The organism is Bradyrhizobium sp. HKCCYLRH3059, from assembly GCF_051168035.1.
In the GTDB taxonomy this organism is placed as follows: Bacteria; Pseudomonadota; Alphaproteobacteria; order Rhizobiales; family Xanthobacteraceae; genus Bradyrhizobium.
The window spans coordinates 352,645-372,994 of sequence record NZ_JBNPUF010000006.1; the positions used below are offsets into that span (position 1 = coordinate 352,645).

A 20,350-nucleotide genomic window follows, 5' to 3' on the forward strand; every position below is an offset into this window, starting at 1 on the left:
CCCATCGTCCTGGTGAGTCGAATATGCCGGTTCAATCCAACCCTGCGGCGCGTCTCATCTCATCAATCAGTTCGAACGCTTCAGCCTTCGTCATCTCCGCTCGCGTGGGATCGGATCGGCCAGCCTGCTCGCTGAGCGTTCTCAAGTAGGAAGCTTGGGTATCCGTCATCGGATCGGCTCCGGACACCCAGTCCTCGGGATCTTTCTGCAGCTGTTCGGCCATGGGGATCTCCCGTTGTTGCCCGGCTTCAACGGGAAAGCTTGCAAAGTGTTCCTATTTTGTTCTATTGCGCGATCCTACTCTTGCTCGGGTGCTTCATGCGCGATCTATGTGTGGTTCGAGCCGAAATCGACCGTATGCGTCTCCGGGTCGGGCGGCAGCGCCGTGAAATCGTGCAGCTACGGCGAGCTCGGGCCTCGACGGCGGCCGCCGAAGTGCTTTTGCACCACATGCTGGAGACGCTTGACCGGCTGCGGCAACAGCGAGAGCGGCTCAAGCTGGAGGAAGCGAGCCGACTGCCTCGCAAGCAGCGCGGCGCCCGGCGCGCATGAGACGCTGGCGGTAAGGCCGAGTGATCCGCCGCTCGTCCGTAGTCCGATGATCAGGCCTGGAACCGACATGGCCGACGATCACCTGAGCCGCAAAGGCCAACCTGCGCCGGGTCATGAGGACGTCCGCATCTTCAATTTGGCCGGTGAGGAGAAAGATTGGTCGGTAGTCCGGCTCCCTCGATCAGCATCGGGCGTGTGAGCTTCGGGCAATACGATGTCCGGCGGCGCGGCGGTAAGCTCTTCCGGTGTGGCCTCGCATGATTTGATCTCGAAATTGTTGTCGAGGATTTTCTCGCCATGCGTGCCGAGCGTGATGAGATCGGCCTGTTCCGCGGCCTCCCAGACCTCGCGCTCGGTGCGAAACGGGCGGGTCATCTGTTCGTCATTCTCAAACAATGCGTAGGGCACGAGCGCCTCCAGATTGCGATCCGCCGATGCAGCGATGCCGTGCCGCTCGACGCCGCCCATCCATTCAAGGCAGGGACGTCCAAACAAACGGCGCCATAGGCAGGCTGGTTCCACCCAGGCGAGCGCTGACTCGATCGACCAGTTGTGACGATCCGCCCGGCCTGCCAGGCGGAACATGGAGACCAGCGCGAGGTTGCCGGCGGTGTCGAATGGCCAGGAGAGTCCAATGGATATCAAGGGAAAGAAGATCGCGATCCTCGCAACCAACGGGTTCGAGCAATCCGAGCTCGAAGTGCCGCGCGATCGGCTCAAGCAGGCGGGCGCGACCGTCGAGATCATCTCGCTCGCGCCGGGCGAGATCAAGGGCTGGGATGAGAAGGACTGGGGACGGACCGTCAAGGTCGACAAGACGTTGGACCAGGCGTCTGCTTCGGACTACGACGCCGTCGTGCTGCCGGGCGGTCAGATCAATCCGGATCTGCTGCGGCTCGAGCCGAAGGCGCTGCGGTTCATCAAGGAGATCTTTGAAGCCAAGAAGATCGTTGCGGCGGTCTGTCATGCGCCGTGGCTCCTGATCGAGACCGGAATTGCCAAGGGGCGAAAGATGACGTCCTACAAATCGATCAAGACGGACGTTGCCAATGCCGGCGCGCATTGGCAGGACGCGGAGGTCGTGGTCGATCAGGGCGTGATCACTTCGCGCAATCCCGGAGATCTGGAAGCCTTCAGCGCCAAGATCATCGAAGAGGTCAAGGAAGGCCGCCATCTCAAGCGCAGCGCGGCTTGATGCTGAGATCGGAAGCCGGGAGAAAACCCGGCTACCTCAGTGGGACGGGCCCAGCGCCCGAGGGGTCGAACGCTGGGCCGCAGTCCACACGGAGTGCCTCCAGCGAGATGGGGGAACGCCGCCAGAGGCATGGAAATGACTCGCGGCGGGCCGGGTCGTTCCCAATTCCTAGCGCGGACCTTCGCCCGCGGGACTTCGACGATAGCCTCGCAACGTTCAGTGAGGAATCGGAACTTCGCTGCTCATCCCGGGTTTGCCGCTTTTGAACAGGCCGCGGAGAGCGTCGTGAGCGAGAAAGCAAAAATCCAGGACTACAGGGCTCCGGCCGGCGGATGGGGTTCGGTGCACGCGGTCGCCAGCATCCTGACGCAGGAGGAGGTGACCCTGCTTGGCAGCGAGATCCTGTTGAAACAGAACAAGCCAGGCGGCTTCATGTGCGTCAGCTGCTCCTGGGCCAAGCCGGCAAAGCCGCACCCGTTCGAATTCTGCGAGAATGGCGCCAAGGCGACCGCGTGGGAAATCACCGGCAAGACAGTCGGACCGGAGTTCTTTGCTCGGCACAGTCTGACAGAATTGCGATCCTGGTCGGATCATCAGCTCGAAGAGCAGGGGCGTCTTGCTCATCCGATGCGCTATGACGCTGCGGCGGATCGCTATGTTGCCGTGAGCTGGGACGAGGCCCTTCGCGACATCGGGGCGGAGTTGAACAGGCTCGATCCACGCTCGGTCGTCATGTACACGTCGGGCCGGGCCTCGCTCGAGACGAGCTACATGTATCAGCTTTTCGGCCGCATGTACGGCACCAACAATTTTCCCGACAGCTCCAACATGTGCCACGAATCCACATCAGTTGCTCTGCCGGAGGTGATTGGCGTCCCCGTCGGTACGGTGCTCCTTGAGGATTTCGACAAGGCGGATTGCTTCTTCTTCTTCGGCCAGAACACGACCACCAACTCGCCGCGCATGCTGCATCCGTTGCAGAAGGCGGCACAACGCGGCGTGCCCATCATCACGTTCAATCCGCTGCGGGAGCGTGGGCTGGAGCGCTTCACCAATCCGCAAAATCCCATTCAAATGGTGCTGACGGGGGGAACGCGGATCAGCACGCAGTATCATCAGCTGCGCATTGGCGGCGATGGTGCGGCACTACTCGGATTGTGCAAGGCCGTGATCGAGGCGGATGATGCCGCGGTCGCGACCAAGAGCCCGCCCGTGCTCGATGTCGCCTTCATCGAGCGGCACACGTCCGGCTTCGAAGCTTTCGCAACCTGCTGCCGGCAGGCGTCGTGGAGCGATATCGAACGCTCCTCCGGCCTCACGCGCGGCGCCATTCTGGAGGCTGCCAAGGTCTACGCAGGCTCGCACGCCGTGATCGCCAATTATGGGATGGGAATAACCCAGCATCGGCATGGCGTCGAAACCGCGAAGATGATTGTCAACCTGCTGCTGTTACGCGGCAACATCGGAAAGCCGGGGGCCGGCATCTCGCCGGTTCGTGGCCATTCCAACGTTCAGGGGCAACGCACCGTCGGCATCTCCGAGAAGACCAAGTTGGTGCCGCTCGACAAGCTTGCCGAGCTCTATTCGTTCGAGCCGCCGCGTTGGGACGGTCTCAGCACGGTCGATGCCTGCCAAGGCATCATCAAGGGGGACGTCAAGGGCTTCGTCAGTCTCGGCGGTAACTTCCTGCGCGCCGTCCCTGAACGCTCGCTGATGGAGCCGGCGTGGTCGAAGCTGCGGCTGTCGGTGCAGATCGCAACCAAGCTCAATCGCAGCCACATCGTCCCAGGCGAGGTGACCTATCTGCTGCCGTGCCTCGGCCGCATCGAAATCGACCGGCAGGCAGGCGGAGATCAGGCGGTCTCGATGGAGGACTCCACCACCTGCATTCACGGCTCGCGCGGGCAGCGCCAACCCGTCGCAGAGACCCTGTTGTCGGAACCAGCCATTGTCGCCGGTCTCGCCAAGGCCACCCTGAAGCCAAATCCGCGCGTCGATTGGGATGCCTGGGTGGGCGACTACGCGCGCGTCAGAGACGCGATCGAGCGGACCTATCCCGAGCAGTTCAAAGACTTCAACAAGCGCCTGTTTGAGCCCGGCGGCTTTCCGCGGCCGCTTGGTGCCCGCGAACGCAAATGGAAGACGCCGACCGGCAAGGCGAACTTCACCGTGCCCAAGGCGGCGCTCAATCCGCCGGAGGAAGGCAATGGCGTTTACCAGCTGATGACCTTGCGCGCCGACGGCCAGTTCAACACCACCATCTACAACGAGGACGACCGGTTTCGCGGCGTCACCGGTGGCCGTCAGATCGTCTTCATGAACGCGAGCGACATGGCTGATCTGGGCATCAAGCAGGGCGAGCCGGTTCGGCTCTCGACCGAGGCCGATGACGGCGTGGAGCGCTCGCTGGGCGGGCTCCAGGCAGTGGCGTTCGACATTCCGCGCTACAGCGTTGCGGCCTACTACCCCGAATGCAACGGATTGATTCCGCTATGGCACTACGCGGAAGGGAGCAAGGTGCCCGCCGCCAAGTCGATCCCGGTCCGGATCTCGCGCGACATGGCCTGAGCTATCCGGAGCGGTCAGCCAGCAGCCCGTTGTCGTGCGTCGCCCGGCGCCGCCGTTGCGCAAGGGCTCGTGATCTCCGGCGGGGTCGCGCCGGGGCGGAGCGGGACGACCAGCCGGCACACCAATCCCTCGGGACGCCAGTCGAACGAGGCGCGCCCACCGAGCTGGCTTTCCACACTGGCCATCAGGCTGCGCGTGCCGAAGCCGCGCGAGGTCGGCGCGCGCACCAAGGGACCGCCGGTTTCAATCCAGATCAGATCCAGGCGCTCATCCTCGATGCTCCATTTGACCGAGAGATGCCCGGAGCGGACCGACAGCGCGCCGTATTTGGCCGAGTTTGTCACCAGCTCGTGCAGCGCCAGCGCCAGCGTCTGCGCGGTCGCAGGCTCAAGCTGCAGATCGACGCCGTCAAAGGCGACTTGGCCGCCGGTTGCATAGGGCGCGAGCTCTTCGGCCACCAACCTACCTATTTTCGCACCTTCCCAGCTTGATAGCGAGAGGATGGTGTGAACGCGGGCCAGTGCGCTGATGCGCCCCTCTACCGCGTTGACATAGGTCTTCACGCTGTCGGCTTTGGTCAGGCGAACGATCGACTGAGCCAAGGTCAGCGCATTCTTGGCACGATGATCGACCTCGCGGGTCAGCAGGTTCTGGCGTTCCTCGGCGCGCTTGCGCTCGGTGATGTCGATCGTGACCCCGCTGACGCGGACCACGCGGCCGGTCCTGTCGGTGGTCGCCGCGGCCGTTCCCACGCACCACCGCTCTTCGCCATCGGGCCGGTGGATCCGGAACTCAGCCTCATACGACGTCGCGCCACGGCTGAATTCCGCGACCACCTGGCGGGCGCGCTCGGCATCCTCCCGGTGCAGCAGCGCCATGATGTTCACGGTGTTCAGCTCGAAGTTCTGCGGCGTGACGCCGAAGATGCGGTACTGCCCCTCGTCCCACATCCAGTCGCCATTGACACCGTCCCAGTCCCACGAGCCCATCCTGCCGGCCGCGATCGCCATGCTCCGACGCTGCTCGCTCTCGACGAGCTTTGCTGTCGATCGCTCAAGCTCGGCGGTGCGGGCCCGTACCCGGTCCTCCAGCTCAAGGTTCAGATGTTCCAGCTCGCGTGTCTTGCGATAGAGCTCGGCAAAAACCTTGATTTTGGCGCGCAGCACCTCCGGCACGACAGGAACCGGCACGTAGTCGACGGCGCCCATCTCATAGCCACGAAGGCGATCGAAGTCGCTCACCTGGATGGCGGAGATAAAGATGATCGCAATCTTCTGGAACCTCGGATGCTCACGGATCATTTGCGCCAGCTCGAAGCCGTCGAGCTCAGGCATGCAGACGTCGACGAGAATCACCGCGATCTCGTTCTTCAGCAGAATTTCGAGCGCCTCGCGACCAGACGTGGCGACTACGAGGTTTTCGCCGAGTTCCTTCAGGATGACCTCGTAGGCCAGCAGCTTCGCCGGCTGATCGTCGACCAAGAGGATGTTGACCTTCGCATGTTCCATCATGATGAGCCGTTCAGCGGTGCAGCCACATGCGGATCGCAAGAAGCAGCTGCTCGGTGTTGACGGGTTTTGCCAGATAATCGGAGGCGCCAGCTTCGAGACACTTTTCGCGGTCTCCCTTCATGGCTTTCGCGGTCAACGCGATGATGGGGAGCCGGACGAAGGCGGGGTTTTGCCTAATGACGCCGATCGTCTGATAACCATCCATCTGCGGCATCATGATGTCCATGAGGACGATCGCGATCGCGGGATTGCTCTGCACCAGGTCGATCGCTTCGCTGCCGGTGGTGGCCGTCAGCACTTTCATGCCGCGGCGTTCCAGCACACTGGAGAGAGCAAAGATGTTGCGGGCGTCGTCGTCGACCAGCAGCACCGTCTTGCCGATCAGATCCTCGTCGGAACTGTTCAGCTTCTCGAGCATGCGCTGCTTCTCGAGCGGCAGTTCCGTGATCACGCGGTGAAGGAACAACGACGTCTCGTCGAGCAGCCGCTCCGGCGATTCCACGCCCTTGACGACGATGCTCCGCGCCATCGTATGCAGTTCCGCATCCTCTTCGGCCGACAATTCCCGTCCGGTGAAGACGACCACCGGAACGCTCGACAAGAACTCGTCTGAGCGCAATTGATCGAGCACGTCGAACCCGCTCATGTCGGGCAGCCGCAGATCGAGAACCACGCAGTCGCACGGTGCGCTGCGCAGCATCTCGAGCGCCGCAGCTCCCGTATCCGCCGCGATGATCTCGATGTCGTCGTGATCCAACAGCTGGCGGATGCTGAGCTGCTCGGCCGCGTTGTCCTCCACGATCAGCAGCCGCTTGCGTCGCGGCTTCGCGTATTCCTTGATCTGCGACAGGGCCGCGCTGACGCCTTCCGTTGTCGTGGGCTTGCTGACGAAGGAGAAGGCCCCACGCGCCAAAGCGTGCTGGCGGTCTTCGTCGAGCGTGATGATCTGCACCGGGATGTGCCGCGTCAGCGGATTATGCTTGAGCTGGCTCAGAACGGTCCAGCCGAGCATGTCCGGCAGGAAGACGTCGAGAGAGATCGCGGCCGGTTGATACTGTTTGGCGAGATCCAGCGCCTCGGCGCCGCGGCTGGCGGTCAGGACCTTGAAGCCCCTGTCGCGCGCGAGGTCGATCAGGACGCGCGCGTAGTGTGGATCGTCCTCGACCACGAGCAGGATCGTATCGCCGGGTTCGAGATCGAGACGATCGTCCGGCGGGGGCTCGATACCGCGCTCTGGCGCGGCCGCTTGCTGTAGGGCTGGAGGTTGAACGTAGGGAACGGGCGATGCCGGACTGACGCGCGGCGCCGTTGCGGGACCTGAATATTTGAGCGGCAGATACAGCGTGAAGGTGCTGCCCTTGCCGGGGGCGCTCTTGAGGTGGATCTCGCCGCCCAGGAGGTTGGCGAGCTCGCGGCTGATCGCGAGCCCGAGACCAGTGCCACCATATTTGCGGCTCGTGCCGGCATCCGCCTGCTGGAACGCCTCGAAGATCAGCTTCTGCTTGTCTTGCGGAATGCCGATGCCGGTGTCCGAGACTTCGAACGCGATCACGGCCGGTGCCGTGTTGAGCACCGGATGTTCTGCGCTCCATCCGCCGAGCGCCGCAGACACCTTCAAGCGCACCCCTCCTTCGGCGGTGAACTTGAAGGCGTTCGAGAGCAGATTCTTCAGCACCTGCTGCAAGCGCTTGGAATCCGTGACGATGCTACGCGCAAGGTTCGGGTCGACGTCGATGTTGAAGGCGAGCAGGCGATTTTCCGCCTCGTGGCGGAACGGACGCCCCACGGTCTCCAGGAGGTTGGTGGTGAGGATCTCCTCGGCATCGACCGTCACGGTGCCGGACTCGATCTTCGAGAGATCGAGGATGTCGCTGATCAGATTGAGCAGATCGGTGCCGGCGCCATGGATGGTGCGGGCGAACTCGACCTGCTTGAGGGTGAGATTGCCGTCCGGATTCTCGGTCAGCTGCTGGCCGAGGATCAGGATACTGTTGAGCGGCGTGCGCAGCTCGTGCGACATGTTGGCGAGGAACTCGGACTTGTACTTGGACGTCAGCGCGAGCTCGGTCGCCTTTTCCTCGAGCGCGCGGCGGGCCTGCTCGATCTCCTGGTTCTTGCGCTCGACCTCGACGTTGCGCTCGGCGAGCTGTTGCGCCTTCTGCTCGAGCTGCTCGTTGGTCTGTTGCAGCTCGCGCTGCTGGGTCTGAAGCTCCGCGGCGAGCTGCTGCGACTGCTTCAGCAGTCCCTCGGTCTGCATCGTGGCTTCGATCGAATTGAGCACGATGCCGATGGAGTCGGTGAGCTGCTCGAGGAACGTCATCTGCGACGTCGTGAACGGACTGAGCGACGCCAGCTCGATCACCGCCTTGACCTGGTTCTCGAACAACACCGGCAGCACCACGAGGTTCTTAGGGACGGCGCGGAGCAGGGCGGAGCCCACGGGGATGACGTCGGATGGTATCTCCGAGACCAGCCGCTGGCGTTTGTCGATCGCGCATTGCCCGATCAGCCCCTCACCGAACTGGACGTGCGTCCGGTGAGGATAGATGCCGTCATCGGCGTATGAGGCGAGCAGGCGCAGCTGTGGCGCGGACTCGGTCTCGACCTGGTAGATCACACCGCGGTGAGCGTTCACCAGTGGCGTCAGCTCGGTCAGCAGCAGGCGGCCGACGGTGGTCAGGTCGCGCTGGCCCTGCAGCATGTTGGTGAACTTGGCGAGGTTCGTCTTGAGCCAGTCCTGCTCGGTGTTGAGGTCGGTGGTGAGCCTCAGATTGGTGATCATCGTATTGATGTTGTCTTTGAGCTCGGCCACCTCGCCGCGGGCATCGACCTGGATGGAGCGGGTGAGATCGCCCTTGGTCACGGCGGTCGCGACCTCGGCAATGGCGCGCACCTGGGACGTCAGGTTGGCCGCGAGCAGGTTGACGTTGCCGGTCAGGTCCTTCCACGTGCCGGCCGCGCCGGGCACGTTGGCCTGGCCGCCGAGCCGGCCCTCGACGCCGACCTCGCGGGCCACGCTCGTCACTTGGTCGGCGAAGGTCGCCAGCGTCTCCGTCATGTTGTTGATGGTGTCGGCGAGCGCTGCGACCTCGCCCTTCGATTTGACCGTGAGATTCTGCTTGAGATCGCCGTTGGCGACGGCGGTCACGACCTTGACGATGCCGCGGACCTGCTCGGTCAGGTTCGCGGCCATGAAGTTGACGGTATCGGTGAGGTCTTTCCAGGTGCCGGCAACGCCCGGCACCTGCGCCTGTCCGCCGAGCTTGCCTTCGGTGCCGACCTCGCGTGCCACGCGCGTCACCTCGCCGGCGAAGGCGTTGAGCTGATCGACCATGGTGTTGATGGTGTTCTTCAGCTCCAGGATCTCGCCCTTCACGTCGACGGTGATCTTGCGCGACAGGTCGCCGCGCGCCACTGCCGTGGTCACCTCGGCGATGTTGCGGACCTGCGTGGTCAGATTGGCCGCGAGCAGGTTGACGTTGTCGGTCAAATCCTTCCAGGTGCCGCCGACGCCGGGCACAACGGCCTGACCGCCCAACCGGCCCTCGGTGCCGACCTCGCGCGCGACCCGCGTCACTTCGGCCGCGAACGAGCGCAACTGCTCCACCATCGTGTTCAGGGTGTCCTTGAGCAGCAGGATCTCGCCGCGCACGTCGACCGTGATCTTCTTCGACAGGTCGCCCCCGGCGATCGCGGTCGCGACCTCGGCGATGTTGCGGACCTGCGCGGTCAGGTTCGAGGCCATGAAGTTGACGCTGTCGGTGAGGTCCTTCCAGGTACCTGCGACTTCGGGCACCTCGGCTTGGCCGCCCAGCTTGCCTTCGGTGCCGACCTCGCGTGCCACGCGCGTCACCTCCGATGCGAAGGCGTTGAGCTGATCGACCATGGTGTTGATGGTGTTCTTCAGCTCCAGGATCTCGCCCTTCACATCGACGGTGATCTTGCGCGACAGGTCGCCGCGCGCCACCGCCGTGGTCACCTCGGCGATGTTGCGGACCTGCGCCGTCAGATTGCCGGCCATCGAGTTGACGCTGTCGGTGAGATCCTTCCAGGTGCCGGCGACGCCGGGCACGTTGGCCTGGCCGCCGAGCCGGCCCTCGGTGCCGACCTCGCGGGCGACGCGCGTCACCTCGCCCGCGAAGCGGTTGAGCTGATCGACCATCGTGTTCAGCGTCTCTTTGAGACTCAGGATCTCGCCGCGCACGTCGACCGTGATCTTGCGCGACAGGTCGCCGCCGGCGATGGCCGTCGCCACCTCGGCGATGTTGCGCACCTGCGCCGTCAGATTGCCGGCCATCGAGTTGACGCTGTCGGTGAGGTCCTTCCATGTGCCGGCCACACCGGGCACCTCGGCCTGGCCGCCGAGCTTGCCGTCGGTGCCGACCTCGCGCGCCACGCGCGTCACCTCACCGGCGAAGGCGTTGAGCTGGTCGACCATCGTGTTCAGCGTCTCCTTCAGCTGAAGGATCTCGCCGGAGACGTTGACCGTGATCTTCTTCGACAGGTCGCCCTTGGCGACGGCGGTGGCGACCTCCGCGATGTTGCGGACCTGTCCGGTCAGGTTCGAGGCCATCGAGTTGACGCTGTCGGTCAGGTCCTTCCAGGTGCCCGCGACTCCGCGCACCATGGCCTGCCCGCCGAGCTTGCCCTCGGTGCCGACCTCGCGGGCGACGCGGGTCACCTCGCCGGCGAACGCGTTGAGCTGGTCGACCATCGTGTTGATGGTGTCCTTCAGCTCCAGGATCTCGCCGCGCACGTCGACGGTGATCTTCTTCGACAGGTCGCCGTTGGCGACGGCGGTCGTCACCTCGGCGATGTTGCGGACCTGCGCCGTCAGGTTCGACGCCATCGAGTTGACGCTCTCGGTGAGATCCTTCCAGGTGCCGGCAACGCCGAGCACGTTGGCTTGGCCGCCGAGCCGACCGTCGGTGCCCACCTCGCGCGCCACGCGCGTGACCTCGCCGGCGAACGCATTGAGCTGGTCGACCATCGTGTTCAGCGTCTCCTTCAATTGAAGGATCTCGCCGGAGACGTTGACCGTGATCTTCTTTGATAGATCGCCGCTGGCGATGGCGGTCGCGACGTCGGCGATGTTGCGGACCTGTGCCGTCAGGTTCGACGCCATGAAGTTCACGTTGTCGGTGAGATCCTTCCAGGTGCCGGCAACGCCCGGCACCTGCGCCTGGCCGCCGAGCTTGCCCTCGGTGCCGACCTCGCGCGCCACGCGCGTCACCTCGGATGCGAAGGCGTTGAGCTGGTCGACCATCGTGTTGATGGTGTCCTTCAGCTCCAGGATCTCACCGCGCACATCGACCGTGATCTTGCGTGACAGGTCACCGCGGGCGACCGCAGTGGTGACGTTGGCGATGTTGCGGACCTGAGCGGTGAGGTTGCCGCACATCGCGTTGACGGAGTCGGTGAGGTCCTTCCAGGTGCCGGCAACGCCGGGAACGATGGCCTGACCGCCGAGCTTGCCGTCGGTGCCGACCTCGCGGGCCACGCGCGTCACCTCCGACGCGAACGAGCGCAGCTGGTCGACCATCGTGTTGATCGCCTCCTTCAACTGCAGAATTTCACCACGCACGTCGACCGTGATCTTCTTCGACAGGTCGCCATTGGCAACCGCGATCGTCACCTCCGCGATATTGCGGACCTGGCCGGTGAGGTTGTTGGCCATCGAGTTGACGCTCTCGGTCAGGTCCTTCCAGACGCCCGTGACTTCGGGAACCTGGGCCTGTCCGCCGAGCTTGCCCTCGGTGCCGACCTCGCGCGCCACGCGGGTCACTTCGGACGTGAAGACGCTGAGCTGCTTGATCATCGTATTGACGATGGTCGCCGACTGCAGGAACTCGCCGCCCAGAGGCCGGCCATCGACATCCAGCTTCACGGTCTGCAGGAGGTCGCCTTGGGCCACGGCGGCGACCGCGCGAGTCACCTCGCGCGTGGGCCATAGAAGATCGTCGATCAACGTGTTGATCGAGCTCTCCATATCCGCCCAGGAGCCGCTGGCGATGCCGAACCGCACGCGCTGGCGCGTCTTTCCCTCGCGTCCCACGACCTGGCCGACGCGCTCGAGCTGCTGCGCCATCCGCTCGTTGGCTGCAATGATCTCGTTGAACGTGTCAGCGATTTTGCCGTCGATGCCGAGATAGTCGCCGCTCATGCGCACGGAGAAATCTCCGGAACGCATGGCCTGGAGGACGCGGAGCAGATCCTGGCTGGCATCGGCCGCCTCGACTCCGTTGCCGTGGCGACCGAACCCCTGGCGCATGGGCATCGCACCGGCAGCAGCATCATCGCTCATCAAGTTCCCCCAAGTCAGAATCGTCTACCATCAAGAATCTGAGACACTTATGACGGGCGGCATAGAAGCCGCGGCAACTAATCAAATCAAGTCGGGAGGCCGATTTCTCCGGCTGATGGAACCGGCATTTGCCGGCACAAATGGCTCAACTCCACTCCAGGCGGAACGTTCCAGAATTCTTTTTCTCTCTTGCGAGGATGAGCCATTCCTTTCCGGAACCAAGCCAGAGATTAGCCTTCGCTGGTCGTGCCGAGGGGTTACGAGAAGCACGATTCTCAACTCAGTGTCGTGGCCGCCTTCATGGTCGTCCACCGCCAAGTCCCGCGGCCCGGGAGCGACGGGCGATGCGCCCGCCAGTTCCGCAACGCTCCGACCGCAGCGCAGCAAGTAGCGGGTGCAGCGGGGACCTCGTTGTTCGGAGCGCGGGATGACAATGCAGTCCAGGGCTGCGCCGCGATCCCGAAGGGGAAGAGGTCAGAGAGTCAGCAAACCACGGCAGAGCGTTGTGATGCTCGGTCTCACGACCATCTTGCAACTTGGAACAGAACGTACTGCTCCCCGCTTTCGATAGAGAACTGCCGACAGTTCCATGATCATTAATATCGTGTAACACGATTGCATCGGCGCGCGGCGCCCACCAGCTAAATTTGTATGAAACAATCAGATCTTTTCAGAGAGAACGCGGACAACTGCCTCCAGCTTGCGGAGCGCACGCAGGAAGAGCCGGCCTTCCGGCGCTATCGGCGCATGGCCCAGGGCTGGAATGCGCTCGCCCTCCAGCAGGACTGGCTCGACGGCGAGATTGCGCCGCTCGGCGAGCCGAAGGCTGCGCGGCACGAGTAACCAATTAGAATGCAGGAGCGTCCGATGACCCCACGAACGATTCTCATTGCGCTACTGACTGCGTTCAGCTTGGCGTCGGCTGTCGCTGCGTTCACAACGATCCGTCAGGTGCATACGGAAGCGTATTCGCTTCCGCAGCCTGTCACCCGCATTTGAGCGAGGCGGGCGGCTTCAGGGCTGCCCGGACCCTCCCGAAGATCCATAGACCTGCCCGTTGGCGTAGCTCGCGTCCGCAGCGGCCAACTGGACGTAGATCGATCCAAGCTCCACCGGCTGGCCAGGACGACCGAGTGGAGTCTGACCACCAAATTTTTCGAGTTTCTCCATAGTGGCCCCGCCTGAGACCTGAAGGGGCGTCCAGATCGGCCCGGGAGCGACGGCGTTCACGCGAATGCCCTTCGGCCCGAGCTGTTTGGCCAGGGACTTCACGTAGTTCATGGTCGCCGCCTTGGTCTGCGCGTAGTCATAGAGGTCGGGAGAGGGATCGTAGGCCTGCTCGGATGAAGTGCCGATGATGACCGATCCCGGCTTCAGATGGGGCAGGGCGGCCTTGATGATCCAGAACGGGGCATAGATATTGGTTTTCATCGTCGCGTCGAAATCTTCGGACGAGACGTCCAGGATCGACTGGCGTGCCTGCTGCCGCGCGGCGTTGTTGACGACGATGTCGAGTCCGCCCAGCGCTTCGACGGCCTGTTGCACCAGCCGCCGGCAGAACTCCTCGTCGCGCAGATCGCCGGGGATGGCGACGGCCTTCCGCCCCTCGGCCTCGATCAACGCGATGACCTCCTGCGCATCCGGCTCCTCGGTCGGGTAGTAGTTGATCGCGACGTCGGCCCCTTCCCGCGCATAGGCGATGGCGGCCGCGCGTCCCATGCCGGAATCGCCTCCAGTGATCAGCGCCTTGCGCCCGGCGAGACGCCCGGAACCCTTGTAGCTGGTTTCACCGTGATCCGGCCGCGGCGACATCTTGCTCGCAAGACCCGGCCAGGGCTGCGACTGGTGTTCGAACGGCGGCTTCGGATATTTGTCCTTGGGGTCGACGAGCGGTTCGGGCGGGATTGAATTTGCGGCCATCGTCTCGCGTCCTTTCGCTGTTGCCGAGGTCAGCGATGCGGCCGCAAGTGTTGCGGTGCCTCCGACCATCTCGCGGCGGGACATCGACGTTGTGCGATCGCCTGCCATGCGGTGTCTCCTCTCGAGGGACGTGGTCAACGGCCTGAGACCACCAACGTTTCATTTGGATCGCTGAAAGCACCGTGTCGCGCGCCAGATGCACTGGTCGGCTCTGCGGCCTGTTGGCTCAGGGAGGAACGAACAGGCGCGGCCGGCGTCGTTTTCGATCGAATCGGAGTGGCGTCGGCACTATCCAATCCGACGCCCTTCGTGGATCACCAACCAAGGAGAGCCATCCGATGGCGCAGCAAGGCCAAGGCATCGTCAGGACAGGACGCGGGGAGGATCAGCCCGCCGACAAGGAGCGTGCGCAGCAGGTTCATAGGACCACATCTCCCGATGCTCCGTCCCGCGAGGCGACACGTCATCCCGAGCAGGACAGTAACCCGTCGGCGAGTGACTGAGAGCCCTTCAGGCCCTTGGGAACGGCCGGTGACGGCCGAACGTTATCGATCCATTAGCACCGGGAGGATCACGTGACATCGATGCTCGATGAACGCGAATATGGCAACCTGATTGGAAGCGACAAGGTCGAAGGCACGGCCGTCTATGGCGCCGACGACACCAAGATCGGCACCATCGAACGCGTGATGATCGACAAGCTCAGCGGGCGGGTCTCGTATGCCGTCCTGGGCTTCGGCGGTTTCCTCGGGCTTGGCAATGATCACTACCCGTTGCCCTGGCAATCCCTGAAGTACGACACGCGACTCGGCGGCTACGTTACCGGCGTGACCGAGAACCAGCTGCGGGGCGCGCCGAAATATTCCGACGAGCGCGAGTGGGACTGGGGGGATGCCGGGGCGGGGCGCAAGGTCGACGACTATTACGGCGTCCAACTCGCTTAGGACCGCCGCCCTCGTTCATTGCGCTGGCGAGGATGCCGACGAACGTCGCGTATCGCGGCCTTGTCCGCGACCCCCGATGAAATCTCAGGCGGCCGGCGGCTGAGCGCCGTTTTCGGCCGCCGATCCAGCCATCATGCTGCGGCGGCTCGATAGCCAGATCGGAATCTCGCGGTAGCAGGTGCCTTTTTCATTCATCTCTGCGACCGTCCACCGGCTCGGATGCCGTTCCTTGCCGACGAAGACCCAGTCATCGGCGGTGGGGGGCGGCTCATTCGGCCTTGTCCTCAGCCATGCCGAACGGGCTCCCTTCGGCAGGCGATCCTGCTTCATCTGATAGAGATCATATACTGGTGAACGCATGACGCTACTCGTCCTCAAGCAACCGCAATTCTCAACACCCTCAGCGTGTCGCGTCGTCGCGGCGGAATTGTGGGAGCGGCGCGGCGAGGCTGTGCAAAAGCACGATCAAGCCTGTGATTGACGGCATCTGCCATATTCTTCGCGTGGGGCGTAGCGCTTCGAAAAGGCGACGCGCGGGGCTGTTCAATAACCCCGCGAGTCGGGACCGACGCCGATCGCGTCCGGCAATGAAGAGTCGCCAGCCCGCGACCAGTGGACTAATCAAATCAGAAGAAGGCGTAGCTGAGATCGAGACCGTAGGTGGCGTGGAGAATGAAGCCAAACGCCGTGGCGCCGCAGAGCATCAGGATCGTGCGCAGCTTCTCGGAGTCGATACGGGTCTCTTCGAGATGGGTCGGGAGAGCCTTGATGAGTGTTGTCATTGTGGGACCTCTGTACGCGAAACGAAGACGGAGAGTGAGTTATGAAAAGTATATCCGAGGTTGTTAGATCCCGTTTCTGGGAGGTGGTTTTTGTAGAGTCCCAGAAGAGTTCTAATTGTGAAAGAGGAACCCAGCATCGTGCAGTTTTTGGGGCAAAGTTGCGGAAAGTAAATGATCAGTAAATTAAATCTGAGGTTGATATTAGTTGCGTGCAGTATTGTTGCACGTCTCGGCTGTTGAAAGAAGTTGCCAGGTTGCGGAGAAGCGGCGCCGCACGTTTTTAAGCTTAATTCCTTCAGGGAGGCGGTTTGAACGTGCTCAGCCTGTGCGGCCCGGTGCCGATGAGCACCGTCCGGGCCACGGCGCCAATGCGGTTGCAAAAGCAACTCGAAGTATAGAGGCAGCTCACCTCGACCTCGGCCAATTTGTGGCGAGGTGTTAACGGCTATGGCGATGTCGCCACTCGCTCGCCGGGTTCTTTGGCATGACTGGTATCATGTGGGTGGTGACGACGGAAGCGGGTCGCTGAAATCTCGCTGGCGGGTGTGCTGATCATACAACAGCCCCACCATCATCGAGCGGGGATCGCACGGGCGTCTCGTGTCGAGCCCAGTTGAGGCGCCAGCATGATGGGCAGTTCATGAATCATGATGGAGGAAGCGCGCGTGGCATGCCCGCCCTCGGTGATGAAGGCGCGTTGCTAGGCTTGAGCAAGAAGAGAAGGCCCAAGGTTGAGCAGTTACCGACACCCGAGCGGCCGTCGGGTCGAAGGCTGCGTTGGGCAGCGCGCGCGAGCGCGGCGCATGGATCTGGCTTGCTCGCAAGGTGGGCCTGGACGGATGCTGCGCGTTCTCGCTGCTCTGTCGAGCTCTCGATCACCGTCCCCATGTCAGTACCGGGATGTCGCGACCGATCGCCAATCCTGCCGATGCGAAGCGGATGACGCCGCAGGCGGAATGGGCGCCGGGCGTGCCCGCTATCCTCCAGCATCCCCGCGTGATGGGCTCCTGAGGCGGTGCGGCAATTCGGATACACCAACCAACAACGGTATTTCCGTGTGTTTCTGAACGTTGCAATTCATTTTGGAACATGTCAGCAGGTAACCTGTTAGGGCGAACGGCCCGCCCAGGCTGCCAGCATGACGCGCACAAAGGTTTTGGAATACCGGCCGGACATCGATTGGCTGCGCGCCGTAGCCGTGGTTTCGGTCATTGGATTTCATTACGAGCTGCCGGGCTTTGGCGGTGGGTTTGTCGGCGTCGACCTCTTCTTCGTCATCTCCGGTTATGTGATCTCCCGGCTCATTTGGACGGGCATTCAATCCGATTCGTTTTCCTTCATTGAGTTCTACGAACGGAGGGCGAGGCGGCTGCTTCCGGCGCTCTATTTGATGATCGTCGTCACCGGGATGGTCGCGTGGTTCTTGGCGCCTCCAGGCGACTACCGAATGTTCTTCGGAAGCGCGATCTCCACGGTGCTGTTTTCGTCGAACGTCTTCTTCTGGTCGCAGACCGGCTATTTCGATCTACCAACGATCGGGAAGGTTCTCATCCACACCTGGTCATTGTCGGTGGAGGAGCAGTTCTACTTCCTGTTTCCGGTCGTGACTTGGCTCTGGAGCCGGCTGTTTCCCGATCCAACGTCGAAGCCGTCGCTCGGGCTGGTCATCCTCGGAACGATCGCGCTGTGTGTGCTCGACGAGCTTTGGATCAAGCAATCGCCCTCGACCGCCTTCTACATCGCCCCGCTGCGGGCCTGGGAGTTCCTGATCGGAAGCATTGCGTTTTTCCTGCATCGATGGTCGCCGGTTGGAAGCGTGACGCGCCTGGCCTTCGCGGCCGCGGGCATGGTCTCCATGCTGCTTGCCGTGGTCATCTTCCGCGCAGAGACCCGCTTCCCGGGATTGCACGCGCTGGTCCCCTGTGTCGGTGCTGCGGTCTACATCGTCGCGTTCAATCAGGAGAAGGGCAGACCCGGGCTGCCATTCAGTGAGCTCGGAGCATTCCTCGGCCGTTTGTCCTACTCGCTCTATCTTTGGCACTGGCCGGTTTTCGTCCTCGGCAGGGCCGCGCTGCCGCTGGATGTGGCGACCTCGGCGGCAGCTACGGTTGGACTCCTGCTGTGCTCGCTGCTGCTGGCCTATCTGTCCTACGTCATCGTCGAGCGGCCTGCGCGCGCACGAACGGTATGGGGTGGCGTGCGTGGCTCCCCGGTGATCGCGGGCATTGCCGCCGTCATGGTCGCGGTCGGAGTTCACGGCGTCGCGCATGACGGCTACGCCGATCGCTTCCCGCAATCACAGGCACGAATGCTCCGGTACGATTCCCGGACGATGGAGCCGTTCTATCGTGCGCACAGCTGCTTCTTGCAGCCCGATGAGCCGGCATCGGCCTACGATTTCGAGGCGTGCCTGAAACCGGCTGCGAACAAGCGCAACATTCTGCTCGCCGGCGACAGCCTTGCCGCGCATTATGCCTGGGCGTTGCGCAGCTACCTGTCGTCCGATGCCTACCATCTTCTGCAGCTCACGTCAGGGGGCTGCCCGCCGTTCGTCGAGCTCAAGCTGAGCAGCTCGCGAAACTGTAACGACGTCAATCAGCTGCTGCGCGATCAGATCAAGGCGCACCGCTTTGACGCCATCATTCTTTCCGGCAATTGGCGCGCCTATCTCGAAACCTATGGCCGGCCTCCCGCACGGCGCGTCGACGGTTATTTGAACGCGCTGCTGGCGGTCGCTCAGGAAACGGGCGTTCCCGTTCTGCTGCTCGGTCCCTCGATCGAGTTTCCAGTTCCCTTGGCTTCGACGTTGTTCAACCATGAGCAGACGCACGTCCCGATCGGCAATTCGCTGGTGCCGAAAGATGCGTCGTTCGAGGCGGACGATCGTCTGAGAGAGATCGCCCGCGCGTATCCGCTCGTTCAATACGTTTCGATTCTCGACACGATTTGCAGCAAGAGGCGTTGTCCGCTGACGATTGACGCGGAAACCCCGATCGTCTGGGATACCATCCATTTCACCCCGGAAGGCTCGAGGTTCGTCGTCTCGCAACTCGCGCCGCAACTGGATGCCTTCTTGCGAAGGCTGGAGCAGCCCTCCGAGACCGGAACGAACGAGCTCATGGCTGGTGACGGTCCGGCGGCAACCCGGAACCTCACCCCCTCCCGCGTTCAATGATGGAAGCGATCGAGCACGGGACCTGCGGGAGCCATGAACTTCGGCGGGTGTCGTGCGTTCGCCTGCCGTTGATGTCGGACATTGCCTTCGCGCGGCCGCGAAAGTGATCCAACGTCATCGCGTTCTCAAGCCGTTCGGGACGACACACATGAATCCGATCATCAAGGCGATGGCAGTGCTTGCGTGCGCCGCCTGCTGGAGCACCGCCGCGACGGCCCAATCGGTTCGCTGGAACACCTATAGGATCCCGGAGACCGGCACATCGGTCGACATTCCGGTCTCGATCTTCAGCGACACGGCGGGCCAACCCGAGGGCTACGGCCAACGCTTCCAGACTGCCGACGGCCGCGCCAATCTGACCGTGCAGTCGGTATCGAATAACGCGCGGGAGTCACCTGCGCGGTTCCTTGCCAGGAAGAACCCTCCGCCGAATATTCAATACAAGCGCGTCACCTCGCGATTCTTCGCGGTGTCGAGCTACAAGGGCGACTATGTCTGGTACAATCGCTGCAACTTCGTTGGCGGCTACGTGCATTGCGTGCTGATCAACTACCCCCGGGTCTGGGAGCGCGCTTGGGACGGCATCGTCACCCGCATCAGCCTGTCGCTGAACCGAAGCTGAGGGGGGCGCTTAGCGAAGTCTTCGGCTGGCTGCTTTGATCCACCTCAATGATACCGTCGGGCTCCTCTGAATAAGCTTCGGCTTCATTTCAGCCGCCGCTTACAGATGAGCCAGTTCTTCATGGCCGCAGCGTCCTTCACCGTACGGGCCGAAAGCGCCAGCGCGATCGCCACCATCAGGTGCCGCAGCGCGCAGGACGCGCTGCTGACGGCCAATGCCTATCTGCGTCTCGGCGCCGCCTGCGTCAGCATCGAGATGCCGGGCGGACAAAGCATGAGCCCGGACCGGCTCGATGCGCTGCTCAACGATTCTGGCGGGCGCATCGGCTTCTGAAATCGGGCGTCGGGCGCACCGCCACTCTTCCCTGGCGTGATCGCGACGGCTTGTGCGAGAGCATTCCGGGAGTGCGTCCAGGCTCAGGATGACGACGTTTCGACGCGGTCGTCGGGGAGCGCCGTCGGCCACGAGACATCGATAATGTAGGGGCCGTACAGGACATCCTGGCGCCGCTGGTAAATGATCCTGAGGGCGACGGCGGCGATGAAACAGATTGCAGTCAAAATGGCTAGTTCGAACATGGTTCAACTCCATCGCCCAGCACGTGGCGGATGAAGGGCGTCGGCGTCAAATGGAAGCTGGCGTTAAGCTGAAGAGGAAAGCTTAATGCACGCGAGGCATCCTGCGTTGCAGGCGAACAGCCAAAGCAGAACCGCTGGGTCCGCGCGGCTGAACCTCGGGTCGAGAGTCCGGCCGCTCGGCGCGCGCTACTCAGCGACG

Annotated in this window: 15 protein-coding genes; 7 read left to right on the forward strand and 8 right to left on the reverse strand. The window is 63.0% G+C overall.

The window, feature by feature from the left end; genetic code table 11:
• Nucleotides 1-31 precede the first annotated feature (31 nt).
• Both ACQR13_RS20770 and ACQR13_RS20775 read right to left on the reverse strand, forming a co-directional pair.
• Nucleotides 32-223, reverse strand: coding sequence for a DUF3072 domain-containing protein (locus tag ACQR13_RS20770; RefSeq protein ID WP_316175373.1), 192 nt, complete (start codon nucleotides 221-223; stop codon nucleotides 32-34).
• Nucleotides 224-663: 440 nt separating this feature from the next.
• On the reverse strand, nucleotides 664-1,197 hold the full coding sequence (locus ACQR13_RS20775; RefSeq protein WP_434841144.1) for a hypothetical protein: 534 nt from the start codon (nucleotides 1,195-1,197) through the stop codon (nucleotides 664-666).
• Here ACQR13_RS20775 and ACQR13_RS20780 point away from each other — a divergent pair.
• Nucleotides 1,187-1,747, forward strand: coding sequence for a type 1 glutamine amidotransferase domain-containing protein (locus ACQR13_RS20780; RefSeq protein ID WP_315711823.1), 561 nt, complete (start codon nucleotides 1,187-1,189; stop codon nucleotides 1,745-1,747). The two genes, ACQR13_RS20775 and ACQR13_RS20780, sit on opposite strands and share 11 nt — an antisense overlap.
• Before the next feature lie 285 nt (nucleotides 1,748-2,032).
• Nucleotides 2,033-4,315: an FdhF/YdeP family oxidoreductase gene (locus ACQR13_RS20785; protein ID WP_315711825.1), complete on the forward strand. Its 2,283-nt coding sequence runs from the start codon at nucleotides 2,033-2,035 to the stop codon at nucleotides 4,313-4,315.
• 14 nt (nucleotides 4,316-4,329) lie between these two features.
• Here the strand turns inward: ACQR13_RS20785 and ACQR13_RS20790 are convergent, their stop codons facing one another.
• The gene (locus tag ACQR13_RS20790) at nucleotides 4,330-5,823 is read right to left on the reverse strand and encodes an HWE histidine kinase domain-containing protein (RefSeq protein ID WP_315712612.1); all 1,494 of its coding nucleotides are present in this window, start codon (nucleotides 5,821-5,823) and stop codon (nucleotides 4,330-4,332) included.
• A 13-nt stretch (nucleotides 5,824-5,836) separates the two neighbouring features.
• A complete protein-coding gene (locus ACQR13_RS20795) occupies nucleotides 5,837-12,097 on the reverse strand; it encodes a HAMP domain-containing protein (protein WP_434841211.1) in 6,261 nt (2,086 codons plus the stop codon).
• A 684-nt stretch (nucleotides 12,098-12,781) separates the two neighbouring features.
• On the opposite strand from ACQR13_RS20795, the gene ACQR13_RS20800 reads away from it, so the two are divergent.
• The gene (locus ACQR13_RS20800) at nucleotides 12,782-12,973 is read left to right on the forward strand and encodes a hypothetical protein (protein WP_315711826.1); all 192 of its coding nucleotides are present in this window, start codon (nucleotides 12,782-12,784) and stop codon (nucleotides 12,971-12,973) included.
• A gap of 171 nt (nucleotides 12,974-13,144) precedes the next feature.
• Here the strand turns inward: ACQR13_RS20800 and ACQR13_RS20805 are convergent, their stop codons facing one another.
• A complete protein-coding gene (locus ACQR13_RS20805; protein ID WP_316225501.1) occupies nucleotides 13,145-14,158 on the reverse strand; it encodes an SDR family oxidoreductase in 1,014 nt (337 codons plus the stop codon).
• Between the two features lie 476 nt (nucleotides 14,159-14,634).
• Between ACQR13_RS20805 and ACQR13_RS20810 the strand changes: the two genes are divergently transcribed.
• Nucleotides 14,635-14,994 carry a PRC-barrel domain-containing protein gene (locus ACQR13_RS20810; protein ID WP_315827632.1) on the forward strand — a complete coding sequence of 120 codons (360 nt, stop codon included), beginning with the start codon at nucleotides 14,635-14,637 and terminating at the stop codon, nucleotides 14,992-14,994.
• Nucleotides 14,995-15,078: 84 nt separating this feature from the next.
• Here ACQR13_RS20810 and ACQR13_RS20815 read toward each other — a convergent pair whose 3' ends face one another.
• Nucleotides 15,079-15,354, reverse strand: a complete 276-nt coding sequence (locus ACQR13_RS20815; RefSeq protein ID WP_315751081.1) for a hypothetical protein — start codon at nucleotides 15,352-15,354, stop codon at nucleotides 15,079-15,081.
• A 266-nt stretch (nucleotides 15,355-15,620) separates the two neighbouring features.
• Complete coding sequence (locus tag ACQR13_RS20820) at nucleotides 15,621-15,776, reverse strand: hypothetical protein (protein WP_315738062.1); 156 nt, start codon at nucleotides 15,774-15,776, stop codon at nucleotides 15,621-15,623.
• Nucleotides 15,777-16,914: 1,138 nt separating this feature from the next.
• On the opposite strand from ACQR13_RS20820, the gene ACQR13_RS20825 reads away from it, so the two are divergent.
• The 3 genes from ACQR13_RS20825 (at nucleotide 16,915) to ACQR13_RS20835 (ending at nucleotide 19,906) form a co-directional block, all read left to right on the forward strand.
• Entirely contained in the window at nucleotides 16,915-18,951 is a 2,037-nt protein-coding gene (locus tag ACQR13_RS20825; RefSeq protein WP_434863149.1) for an acyltransferase family protein, read from the forward strand.
• A gap of 148 nt (nucleotides 18,952-19,099) precedes the next feature.
• A complete protein-coding gene (locus tag ACQR13_RS20830) occupies nucleotides 19,100-19,573 on the forward strand; it encodes a hypothetical protein (protein ID WP_315827573.1) in 474 nt (157 codons plus the stop codon).
• Between the two features lie 120 nt (nucleotides 19,574-19,693).
• Entirely contained in the window at nucleotides 19,694-19,906 is a 213-nt protein-coding gene (locus tag ACQR13_RS20835; RefSeq protein WP_315711835.1) for a hypothetical protein, read from the forward strand.
• Between the two features lie 83 nt (nucleotides 19,907-19,989).
• Here the strand turns inward: ACQR13_RS20835 and ACQR13_RS20840 are convergent, their stop codons facing one another.
• A complete protein-coding gene (locus ACQR13_RS20840; protein WP_316225497.1) occupies nucleotides 19,990-20,151 on the reverse strand; it encodes a hypothetical protein in 162 nt (53 codons plus the stop codon).
• Nucleotides 20,152-20,350: the final 199 nt, after the last annotated feature.

Bases quoted from the DNA above. Each gene is read 5' to 3' on its own strand.
- ACQR13_RS20790 (WP_315712612.1), bottom strand. From the start codon at position 5,823: ATGGAACATGCGAAGGTCAACATCCTCTTGGTCGACGATCAGCCGGCG.
- ACQR13_RS20770 (WP_316175373.1), bottom strand. From the start codon at position 223: ATGGCCGAACAGCTGCAGAAAGATCCCGAGGACTGGGTGTCCGGAGCC.
- ACQR13_RS20835 (WP_315711835.1), top strand. From the start codon at position 19,694: ATGGCCGCAGCGTCCTTCACCGTACGGGCCGAAAGCGCCAGCGCGATC.
- ACQR13_RS20780 (WP_315711823.1), top strand. From the start codon at position 1,187: ATGGATATCAAGGGAAAGAAGATCGCGATCCTCGCAACCAACGGGTTC.
- ACQR13_RS20825 (WP_434863149.1), top strand. From the start codon at position 16,915: ATGACGCGCACAAAGGTTTTGGAATACCGGCCGGACATCGATTGGCTG.
- ACQR13_RS20820 (WP_315738062.1), bottom strand. From the start codon at position 15,776: ATGACAACACTCATCAAGGCTCTCCCGACCCATCTCGAAGAGACCCGT.
- ACQR13_RS20805 (WP_316225501.1), bottom strand. From the start codon at position 14,158: ATGGCAGGCGATCGCACAACGTCGATGTCCCGCCGCGAGATGGTCGGA.
- ACQR13_RS20795 (WP_434841211.1), bottom strand. From the start codon at position 12,097: ATGCGCCAGGGGTTCGGTCGCCACGGCAACGGAGTCGAGGCGGCCGAT.
- ACQR13_RS20815 (WP_315751081.1), bottom strand. From the start codon at position 15,354: ATGCGTTCACCAGTATATGATCTCTATCAGATGAAGCAGGATCGCCTG.
- ACQR13_RS20840 (WP_316225497.1), bottom strand. From the start codon at position 20,151: ATGTTCGAACTAGCCATTTTGACTGCAATCTGTTTCATCGCCGCCGTC.
- ACQR13_RS20810 (WP_315827632.1), top strand. From the start codon at position 14,635: ATGCTCGATGAACGCGAATATGGCAACCTGATTGGAAGCGACAAGGTC.
- ACQR13_RS20830 (WP_315827573.1), top strand. From the start codon at position 19,100: ATGAATCCGATCATCAAGGCGATGGCAGTGCTTGCGTGCGCCGCCTGC.
- ACQR13_RS20800 (WP_315711826.1), top strand. From the start codon at position 12,782: ATGAAACAATCAGATCTTTTCAGAGAGAACGCGGACAACTGCCTCCAG.